This is a genomic window from Streptomyces sp. NPDC046862 (assembly GCF_040704615.1).
GTDB lineage: Bacteria > Actinomycetota > Actinomycetes > Streptomycetales > Streptomycetaceae > Streptomyces.
The window spans coordinates 263,420-273,262 of record NZ_JBEYXP010000008.1; the positions used below are offsets into that span (position 1 = coordinate 263,420).

The window sequence follows — 9,843 nt, forward strand, 5'->3', positions numbered from 1 at the left end:
GGACGTGCGGAATTCGCGCGTCCGGTCAGGGCGTTGTCATAGAGCATGACTTCTCTTCGCAAGCTCGGCTCATCCGGTCTCGAGGTCTTCCCGCTCTCCCTCGGCGGCAACGTCTTCGGCTGGACGGCCGACGAGGCCCAGTCCTTCGCCGTTCTCGACGCGTACACGGCCGCCGGCGGCAACTTCATCGACACCGCCGACTCCTACTCGGCCTGGATCGAGGGCAACCAGGGCGGCGAGTCCGAGACCATCATCGGCAAGTGGGCCAAGGCGCGCGGCAACCGCTCCGACGTCGTGATCGCCACGAAGGTCAGCCAGCACCCCGACTACCAGGGCCTCACGGCCGCCAACATCAAGGCCGCCGCCGACGCCTCCCTGCGCCGCCTGGACACCGACTACATCGACCTCTACTACACCCACTTCGACAAGCCCGAAGTCCCGGTCGAGGAGATCATCACCGCACTGGACGAGCTGGTGAAGGCGGGCAAGGTCCGCGCGATCGCCGCCTCCAACATCTCCCCCGAGCGCCTCCAGGCCTCCCTCGACTTCTCCGACCGCGAGGGCTTCGCCCGGTACGTGGCGCTCCAGCCGCACTACAACCTGGTCTCCCGCTCCACCTACGAGGGCGCCCTGCAGGCCATCGCCTCCCGCGAGGGCCTGGCCGCCGTCCCGTACTTCTCCCTCGCCATGGGCTTCCTCACCGGCAAGTACCGCCCCGGCACGACCGTGGACAGCGCCCGCGCCCAGGGCGCCGGCGCCTACCTGGAGAAGGAGCAGGGCGTACGGGTCCTCGCGGCCCTGGACGAGGTCGCCGAGGCCCACGGTGCCGAACTCGCCACGGTGGCCCTCGCCTGGCTCGCGGCCCAGCCGACGGTCGCCGCGCCGATCGCCTCCGCGCGGACGCTGGAGCAACTGCCCGCGCTGGTGGCGGTGGGAGAGCTGACCCTCACGGAGGAGGAGCTGGCGAAGCTGACGCAGGCGTCACAGGGGAGCTGACGCGGACGCGGTCCGGCGGCGGCGTGCTTCTGAGACCCGTGACCCGGGCCTTACGTCTGATACGGGTTGTACGGGTTGTAGGAGGGGTACGGTGCCGCCGGACCCGGGCTCGAACCCGGACCGTACCCGTACGCCGGCGCGTACCCGTACCCGTGGCCATGTCCCTGGTCATACCCCTGGCCGTACTCGTACCCGTGGACGTTCCCATTCCCGTTCCCGTACACCGGCATCGGCGCCGTCGCCTGTGCCGCGTACGCCAGTGAGGGGCGGGCGATCTCCCGTCGGCGCCACAGCTCGAAGAGCAACTCCCGTTCCCGTACGACGAAATCGGGGTTGGCGCGGCCCCGCCGCCCCCGGTGCCGCAGGAAGGCGAGCGAGGTCGCGTACGCCTCGTACTCGGCGACAGCGCGCGCCGCGTCCTGCCCGAACTGGAGCCCGGCGTACTCGCGGGCCACCCGCCGCCCCTTCATGTTCCCGAGGACGTACGGCTCGGGCGGCGTCAGCCAGCCGGCGGCCGTGTAGGCGGGCAACTCGTCCCGCACGGTGCGCAGTTCCCGCTGTCGCGTCCAGATGACCAGCCAGGTCAGCAGTCCGAACGCGGGCACCATGAACGCCGCGTAGACCGCGAAGAACCCGAACTCCCCGAACGTCGACGAGCCGTTCCACAGCGCGTGCATGCCCATCGCGAGGAGCAGCCCGGAGAGAGGGAGGAGCACGCGGCGTACGTGGTGCCGGTCCGCGGAGAGCGCCGCGATGCCGAAGCCGATCCCCGTGAGCACGGTGAACAGCGGATGCGCGAAGGGCGACATGATCACACGGACGAAGAAGGTCGCGGCCGTCACGGACGCGAGTCCGCTGTCGCCGCTGAGCTGGTCGGTCCCGAAGGCCGTGCCGAGGTAGAGGACGTTCTCGGTGAACGCGAACCCGGTGGCCGTGACCCCCGCGATCACCACTCCGTCCACGATCCCGGTGAAGTCCCGTCTGCGGAACAGGAAGATCAGCAGGACCGCGGCCGCCTTGGCGGTCTCCTCGACGACGGGCGCTATGACGGTGGCGCCGAGGGTGTCCGCGCTGGACGGGTCCGCGGTGGCGGTCGCTATCCACTTGGTCGCGAAACTGTTCGCGACGATGGCTATCAGCGCCGCGGCGCACGCGCCCCAGGCGAACGAGAACAGCAGGTTGCGCCAGGGCCCCGGCTCGACCCGGTCCAGCCAGCGGAACGCGGCTATGAGCAACGGCACGGGGAGCACCGCCAGCCCCAGCCCCACCAGGAACCCCTCCGTACCGGTCTGCTCCCGGACCAGGGCGAGGATGACGAGGCCGGAGAGCGCCAGCAGGGTGATGAGCGCCCCGTACCGCACCCACTTCCTCCGCCACCAGTGCGCGGAGCGCCGCACCCCGCCGACGGAACCGCCGGGGCCGCCCGGGCCGTTGGGTCCGCTGGGGTGCGTCGGATACGGGGGGAAGGTGGCCACGGCATCGACCCTAACGAGGGAGAGGCGCTCCCCGCGATGGTGCCGCGTGAGGTGCAGGTGGTGCCGGTTGGTGCCGGCTTGGTGCCTCGCGGGCGTTCGGCGGGACTGGTCAGGCGCCGGTGGGGGGTTCTGGCTGGTCGGGACGGACTGGGTGGTGTGGCTGCCCTCCGCGCGGCTCGGACGGTACGTCCCTGTGCTGTACGCGTCGGAAGAGCAGGTCGTTCACCACATGACCCTTGTCCAGTCCCTGGCCCTCGAAACGGGTCAGTGGCCGGAACCCCGGACGTGGCGCGAAACCGCCGTCAGCCTGGGTGTTCTCGAAGCCGGGGTGCGCGGTGAGCACCTCGAGCATCCACTCGGCGTACGGCTCCCAGTCGGTCGCGCAGTGGAGGACGGCACCCGGCTTGAGACGGGACGCGGCGAGGGTGAGGAACTCCGGCTGGATCAGCCGCCGCTTGTGGTGCCGCTTCTTCGGCCACGGGTCGGGGAAGTAGACGCGCAGCCCGTCGAGGGAGTCCGGGGACAGCATCTCGCGCAGCAGGATGATGGCGTCCCCGTTGCCCACCCGGATGTTGGACAGTCCGTCCCGATCGGCGAGATTGAGCAGGTTGCCCTGTCCCGGTGTGTGCACGTCCACGGCGAGGACGTTGGTCGCGGGGTCCTGAGCCGCCATCCGTGCGGTGGCCTCGCCCATCCCGAACCCGATCTCCAGCACCACGGGGCCCGTGCTCCCGAACAGCTCGGCGAGGTCGATCTTCCGCTGCCCGTCGATGTCCAGCCCCCACTTGGGCCACAGCCGCTGCAGCGCGTCCGCCTGCCCCGCCGTCACCCGGCTCCGCCGCGGCTGGAAACTCCGGATCCGCCGCTCGAAGTGCGACCCGGCGGGATCGGCCTTCGGTCCGTCGGGGAAGCGGGGTTCCCCCTTCGCCCGGGTACGCCGGAGAGACGCGCCGGGGGTGGAGGGCTGCGGGACTTCGGGGGTGTGGGTGGAATCAGACACAGTGGGGCCGATTTTACTGGCACCCGACGGCCCTGCCCGGAGGGTGTTCCCGGCCGAGGCCGGCTTTCAGGGGCGCGGGGAGCCGCACGGCCTTCAGGGGCGCGGGGCTGTGTCGATATGCGGCTCCGCCGCGTGGGCGCGACCAGCCCCCACCCACCCGCACACAACCCACCCACCCCAGACACCCCCCACCCCCCGGGGGCCTGGGGGCGCAGCCCCCGAGGATGGGACGGGCAGGGGCGGCGGGGGCGAGAAAACTCAGACCCCGGCCAGCGCGCCCAACGCCCGCCGCGCAACCTCCCGCCCAATCGGCAGCGAAGCGGTAGCCGCAGGCGACGGCGCGTTCAGCACATGCACGGTCCGCGCCCCCTCACGAATCAGAAAGTCGTCCACCAGCGTCCCGTCCCGCAACACGGCCTGCGCCCGCACCCCCGCCGCCGCAGGCAGAAGATCGTCCTCCGACACCCCCGGCAACAACCGCCGCACCGCCTCCGCGAACGCCCCCTTGGACACCGACCGCCGCAGCTCCCCCGCCCCGTACCGCCAGTGCCGCCGAGCGATCCGCCACGAACCGGGCCAGGCCAGCGTCGCCCCCAGCTCACGCGGCCGCACGACACCCCACCCGTACCCCTCCCGCGCCAGCGCCGGCACCGCGTTCGGCCCGATGTGCACGCCGCCGTCGATCCCCCGGGTCAGATGCACCCCGAGGAACGGGAACGCCGGATCCGGCACCGGATACACCAGCCCGTTCACCATCTCGGGCCGCGCCAGCGAGTAGTACTCACCCCGGAACGGCACGATCCGCATCCCGGGCTCGTCCCCGGTGAGCCGGGCGATCTCGTCACAGTGCAGCCCGGCACAGTTGACGAGCACGCGCGCACGGACGATCCCATCGTCCGCCAGCCGCACGGCGACCCCGAGCTCGGGACGCCGGTCGATCCGGACGACCTCCGACCCGTACCGGATCTCCGCCCCCGACGCCTCGGCGAGCTGCCGGGCCACGCCCACGAAGTCACAGATCCCCGTGGTCCCGACATGGATGGCGGCGAGGCCCCGCACCTCCGGCTCGTACTCGGTGATCTGAGAGGGACCGAGCTCGCGGACCGGAATACCGTTCTCCCGCCCCCTCTGGACGAGCGCGTGCAGCCGGGGCAGCTCGTCCCGCTCGGTCGCGACGATCAGCTTGCCGGTGACGGCGTGGTCGATGCCGTACTCGGCGCAGAACTTGACCATCTCGGCCGCACCCCGCACCGCGTACCGCGCCTTCAGGGAGCCCGGGCGGTAGTAGATCCCGCTGTGGATGACCCCGCTGTTCCGCCCCGTCTGGTGCCGTGCCGGACCCTGCTCCTTCTCCAGCACCACGACCCGCGTGCCCGGCGCGGCCCGCGTGATCGCATAGGCCGTCGACAGGCCGACGATCCCACCGCCGATCACCAGCACATCACAGTCGTACGAGATCCCGTCCGGACCCAGCTGCCGCACTCGCCCCACCTCCCGCCTCCGATAGTGCACTGCGCCACTGACAATGCGCTTAAACGCGAGAGACGAGGTGGGACCGCAAGGCGCCGCCTGAGGGGCCGCAGGCCCCGATAGGGGCGCGGGGAACTGCGCGACAAGCCACCGACAACCCGCAGCCCCAAACCGACAACAACCCGGCAGACGCGCAGGCACCCACGCTCTAGGCGGGAGCCATGAGCAGCGGCCGAGCCCTCTCCCGCAACTCCACCACCCGCGGCTCGTCCCCGTACGGCTCCAGCCGGTGCAGCAGATCCTTCACGTACTCGGTGGTCCTCGCCGACGAGATGCGCCCGGCGACCTCGACCGCCCGCACACCCTGCTCGCAGGCCGCGTCCAGGTTCCCCGACTCCAGTTCGGCGACCGCGGAGACGACGAGGCGCAGACCGTGCGAGCGCACGAACTCCTCCGTCGGCTTCGACAGCGCCTGTTCGGTGAAGCGGCGCACCTGGCGGGGCGCCTTGAGGTCGCGGTAGCACTCGGCCGCGTCGGCCGCGAACCGGTCGTACGAGTAGAAGCCCAGCCACGACGGATCATTGTCGCCGTCGCGGGCCCGCTCGAGCCAGCCCTCGGCCGACTTCAGGGCCGCGCCGGCCGCCTGGGCGTCCCCCGCGCGCGCGTGGGCCCGCGCTTCGACGAGCCGGAAGAAGCTCATGGTGCGCGCGGTCGCCAGCCCCCGGTTGCGCTCCAGGGCCGCCTGGGCGAGGTCCACGCCCTCGTCGCCGAAGCCGCGGTAGGTGGCCTGCAGCGACATCGACGCCAGGACGTAACCCCCGAGGGGCACGTCGGCGGCCGCGCGGGCGAGTCGTAGGGCCTGGATGTAGTAGCGCTGGGCGGCTTCCTGCTGACCCGTGTCAAAAGCCATCCAGCCCGCGAGGCGGGTGAGTTCCGCGGAGGCTCCGAACAGCGCCCGGCCGACCTCGTCGGAGTACGAGCCGAGCAGCAGCGGCGCCGCCTCGACCCGCAGGCACTCGGGCACCATGGACGAACGCCAGTCGCCGCCTCCGTACTTGGAGTCCCAGCGCCTGGCGTCCTCCGCGGCCTCGCGGAGCTTCTGCACATCGCTGTGGCCGACTTTCAGTGGTGCTCCCGAGCCTTCGGAGGGGCCCGCGTCGCGTGCCACCGAACTGTCGGCCGGGGTTATCAGCCACCGTGAGGCGGGCGTGGCGTACGCGCTCACCGCGAACGATCCGGCGAGCGACTGCCAGATGCCGCCGGAGCCGGCCCGGCGCCCGGCGAGGTCCAGCCGGTACAGCTCCGTCGCCGACTTCACCGCCTGGCCGACGTCCCTGGGGAAGGCGAGGCCCACTTCGGGTGCGGGATCCGCGTCCGCCAGGCCGATCTCGTGGAGCGGCACCGGGCGGCCGAGTTTCTGGCCGATGGCGGCCGCGATGAGGTGCGGCGCGGCGCCCTGCGGCACCATGCCCTTCGACACCCAGCGCGCCACCGACGTCTTGTCGTAGCGAAGAGTCAGTCCTCGCTGGGCGCCAAGATCGTTGACGCGCCGCGCGAGTCCCGCATTGCTGATTCCCGCGAGGGCGAGAACGGCGCCGAGTTTTTCGTTCGGCCCGCGTTGCTCCCTGGACATGCGCCACCCCTCGACACAGACGGCTGCCGCGGCGGCATAGGCACGCGGCATTCGTAAACCCAGCGTAGTTCGCCGCATCCCAAGCGTTAAGGGGCGAAAATCCGGATGGCGGGATTGTGGTCCGCGCGAGAGTACGCAGTGTTGCGGCGTGCTCCCGCTGTGTGGCCGTGCGCCTGTCCGTGCGCTCTTCTCCGGCCACGAGTGGAGCGCTTCGATGGGCCCTGCGTGGGTCGGCCCGCTGTACTGGATCCAGTGGGCTGGGGGACACCGCCGCCTACATCCCCGCGGGCGGCGGACGGTCCGGGAGGCGAACTCGGTCTCCCGGACTACGCGTTGACTGTGCGTTGCGCAGAGCCTGTACGGAGCGTGTTGTGCGTTCTGTCTCTCGCGACCGATTTGGCCGAAAATCGACGGTCCCTCGCGCGGAGAATTACCGCTCCGACCACGTCTCTTGAGGGCGCGTTGGTAGTTTTTGGGGAGCGTTTCGGGGCGCATTCACGTCGCAGCCGCAAGGGCACAGGATTGTGGATTTCCAGATCCGACGGCCGTGATCCCCTTTCCCCGGTTTCTCCGGGCAGGTGTTCGGAGAGGCGTGGCCCGGACGCCGCCCGGGCCCCGACCAGGTGCTGCGAGGACGCCGAACCGGTACCGATTCCCCAAAGATCGGGCACGGATCGGCGCGTTCGCGTTCGCGGAAGCGCATTCCGGCTCGCGCGGGGAGTGCTTCAGGGCGCATTGCGAGATGCGCAAGCCTTCGCACAGTCCCCTCCACACGCTTCCTTCGTGGCAGCATGGTGACCGGTTCGTGCGGTGCACTGGTTGTCCACAGCCTGTGGAGGCAGCGATGCGGTGGTTGGTGGGATGGAGCAGTACCGCCGCTGCGGCACCCCTGATCGGATCCGCGGGCGCCACCGGACTCGACGGCGAGACCGTGCATCCCGTGGGCTCCCAACTCCTGTGGGGCGACCCCGATCCGCTCTGGGCGGTCGGTGACTGGCGCCCCGACGAGGTCCGCGTCGTGCAGACCGACGCCCAGACCCGGATCGCGGTCCTGGGCACCTGTGGCGCGAGTGACGAGGAGCTGAAGGTCGGCCTGTTCGCCGCGCGCGGCGGGGCACTTCGCCACCTCACCGCCTGGTCCGGCAGCTACACGGCCATCGTCCAGGTCGGCCGCCGCGTGACCGTGTGCGGGGATCTCGCGGGCGCCCGCCCGGTGTTCTACACCCCCTGGGCGGGCGGCACGGCGTACGCGACCGCCGCGCTCCCGCTGGCCGACCTCATCGAGGCCAACCTGGACTTCGGGCACCTGGCCGCGCTGCTCGCCGCCCCCGACGTCCCGGCCGCCCTGCACGACTCGACCCCGTACGACGGTGTTCGGCGCATTCCGCCGGGGCACGCGCTCATCCTGCGCGCGGGGGCGCGGGAGATCGCCGGGTACGAGGCCGTCGCCTCCCTCGCCGTCGCCGCGCCGTCCGCCGACCCGGCGAGCGCGGTGGACGCCGTCCGGGACGCCCTCGTGGAGGCCGTGCGCACCCGCCTGGCCGCCCCCAGGCACGTACCCGGAGCGGACATCGACCCCGGCCCGGTCCCCGGCATGGGCCCGGCGGAGCGACGAGCGGCGCGCGGCATGCCCGTACCCGGCATCGGCGCCGACCTCTCCGGTGGCCCGGCCTCCGGAACCCTCGCCCTGCTCGCGGCGGGCCTCCCGGGCGCTCCCGGCACGGTCCTCGGCCACGGCACGGGCGCCGGCGAACGCCTCCTGGCCGTCACCTTCAACGACCTCGCCGTACCGGGCCGTGAGGCCGAACTGGAACGAGCGGGCACCCTGGCGTCCAACCCCCGCCTGCACCACGTGGTGGTGGCGGGCGGCGAGGAGGTCCTCCCGTACGCGGACCTGGACGGCCCCCTCACGGACGAACCGGGCCCGTCCCTGATCACCGCCGCCAGACACCGCGCCCGCCTCGCCTCCGGCAGCGCGGACCACTTCACGGGCTACGGCGCGCGCCAGGTGCTGGACGCCCACCCCGCCCGCCTGGCGGACCTCCTGATGGACCGCAAGAGGCGCCACCTGGTCCGCCCGGTCGCGGCGCTGGCGAAGGCGGACGGCTCCGTCATGGTCCCCGCGCGCGTGTACGCGGCGGCGCGCAAGCTGGCCCGCACCCAGTACCGCCCGGGCGTGGAGGCCCTCGCCGACCGCCTCCTCCAGAAGCGCTTCGAGGAACCCGGCGGCGCGGTCGGCGCGTCCCTCGCCGCGCTCACCTGGGCGAGACCCGGCCCGGCGGCGCGCTGGCTCACGGGCGAGGCACTGGCGGAAGTATCGATTCGCCTCCAGGCCGCCACGAGCCGCCCGATCGTCAGCCCCGGCCAGCGCCCGGGCGACTTCCGCGCGCGTGCGGCCCTCGCCCGCCACGCCGCCGACCTCCGCGTCCTGGAACAGGCCGCCGAGGTCCGCTTCCAGCGCCTGCACGCCCCCTTCCTGGACAACCAGGTCGTACGGGCCTGCCGCGTCCTGCCCGAGGCACTGCGCGTCCAACCGGGCGCCCGCGCGGCCATCCTCCGTACGGTCCTGGAGGGCGCCGGCGTCGCCGACCTCCCACCGGGCTGGGGCGCCCCCTCCCACGCGACCTCCGCCGCCGCGGCCCGCACCGGACTCCGGGTGGCGGCCGACTCCCTGGTGACCCTCTTCGACACCCCGCTGCTCGCCCAGGCGGGCCTGGTGGAAGCGAGGGTCGTCCGCAAGGCACTCCGCGCGGCGGCGGACGGCGAACCCCTCCCCCTGGACGGCCTCGCCGACCTCGTCTCCCTGGAACTGTGGCTCCGCCGCCTCCTGGCCCGCCGAGGCACCTGCTGGACAGGCACCCCCGCCCGCCAACGCGCCGTCCCGGCCGGAATCACCCCCCAACGAGGAGCCCTGGGAGCAGGAGCCTCGGTCTACCGCGCCTGACCCGAGAAGGACTTGTGCTCCGGCGCCGTGCAGCGGCGTCGGTGTCATGTGGCTGTTTCGGTGTCGTGTGGTTGGCCCGGTGCTGTGTGGCTGTTTCGGTGTCGTGTGGTTGGCCCGGTGCTCTGTGGCTGTTTCGGTGTCGTGTGGCTGGCCCGGAGCCCTGCGGCCGGTCCCAGCGCCCTGTCCGGTCCGGCATCCTGCAGCCCGTCCGGCGTTTGAGGACGAGGCCGTTCAGGCCGACACCCCCCCCCCCCCCCCCCCCCCCCCCCCCACTAGGGATAGGACACCGCGGAAAAACACGAACAATCGTAAATTTAGGGGGTTG

At 72.2% G+C, this 9,843-nt stretch carries 6 protein-coding genes; 2 read left to right on the top strand and 4 right to left on the bottom strand.

Annotated elements, in window-relative coordinates; translation table 11 throughout:
• Positions 1–45 precede the first annotated feature (45 nt).
• Complete coding sequence (locus AB0959_RS11905) at positions 46–996, top strand: aldo/keto reductase (RefSeq protein ID WP_366826201.1); 951 nt, start codon at positions 46–48, stop codon at positions 994–996.
• A 50-nt stretch (positions 997–1,046) separates the two neighbouring features.
• Here AB0959_RS11905 and AB0959_RS11910 read toward each other — a convergent pair whose 3' ends face one another.
• The 4 genes from AB0959_RS11910 to AB0959_RS11925 form a co-directional block, all read right to left on the bottom strand.
• The gene (locus tag AB0959_RS11910; protein WP_366826202.1) at positions 1,047–2,471 is read right to left on the bottom strand and encodes a PrsW family glutamic-type intramembrane protease; all 1,425 of its coding nucleotides are present in this window, start codon (positions 2,469–2,471) and stop codon (positions 1,047–1,049) included.
• 109 nt (positions 2,472–2,580) lie between these two features.
• Positions 2,581–3,471, bottom strand: a complete 891-nt coding sequence (trmB, locus tag AB0959_RS11915) for a tRNA (guanosine(46)-N7)-methyltransferase TrmB (protein ID WP_366826203.1) — start codon at positions 3,469–3,471, stop codon at positions 2,581–2,583.
• Between the two features lie 258 nt (positions 3,472–3,729).
• Positions 3,730–4,953 (bottom strand): L-2-hydroxyglutarate oxidase, encoded by a 1,224-nt coding sequence (lhgO, locus tag AB0959_RS11920; RefSeq protein ID WP_366826204.1) that lies wholly within the window; start codon positions 4,951–4,953, stop codon positions 3,730–3,732.
• Positions 4,954–5,149: 196 nt separating this feature from the next.
• On the bottom strand, positions 5,150–6,574 hold the full coding sequence (locus tag AB0959_RS11925; RefSeq protein ID WP_366826205.1) for an MFS transporter: 1,425 nt from the start codon (positions 6,572–6,574) through the stop codon (positions 5,150–5,152).
• Between the two features lie 844 nt (positions 6,575–7,418).
• Between AB0959_RS11925 and AB0959_RS11930 the strand changes: the two genes are divergently transcribed.
• A complete protein-coding gene (locus AB0959_RS11930; protein WP_366826206.1) occupies positions 7,419–9,518 on the top strand; it encodes an asparagine synthase-related protein in 2,100 nt (699 codons plus the stop codon).
• Positions 9,519–9,843: the final 325 nt, after the last annotated feature.

Bases quoted from the DNA above. Each gene is read 5' to 3' on its own strand.
- AB0959_RS11905 (WP_366826201.1), top strand. From the start codon at position 46: ATGACTTCTCTTCGCAAGCTCGGCTCATCCGGTCTCGAGGTCTTCCCG.
- AB0959_RS11925 (WP_366826205.1), bottom strand. From the start codon at position 6,574: ATGTCCAGGGAGCAACGCGGGCCGAACGAAAAACTCGGCGCCGTTCTC.
- AB0959_RS11930 (WP_366826206.1), top strand. From the start codon at position 7,419: ATGCGGTGGTTGGTGGGATGGAGCAGTACCGCCGCTGCGGCACCCCTG.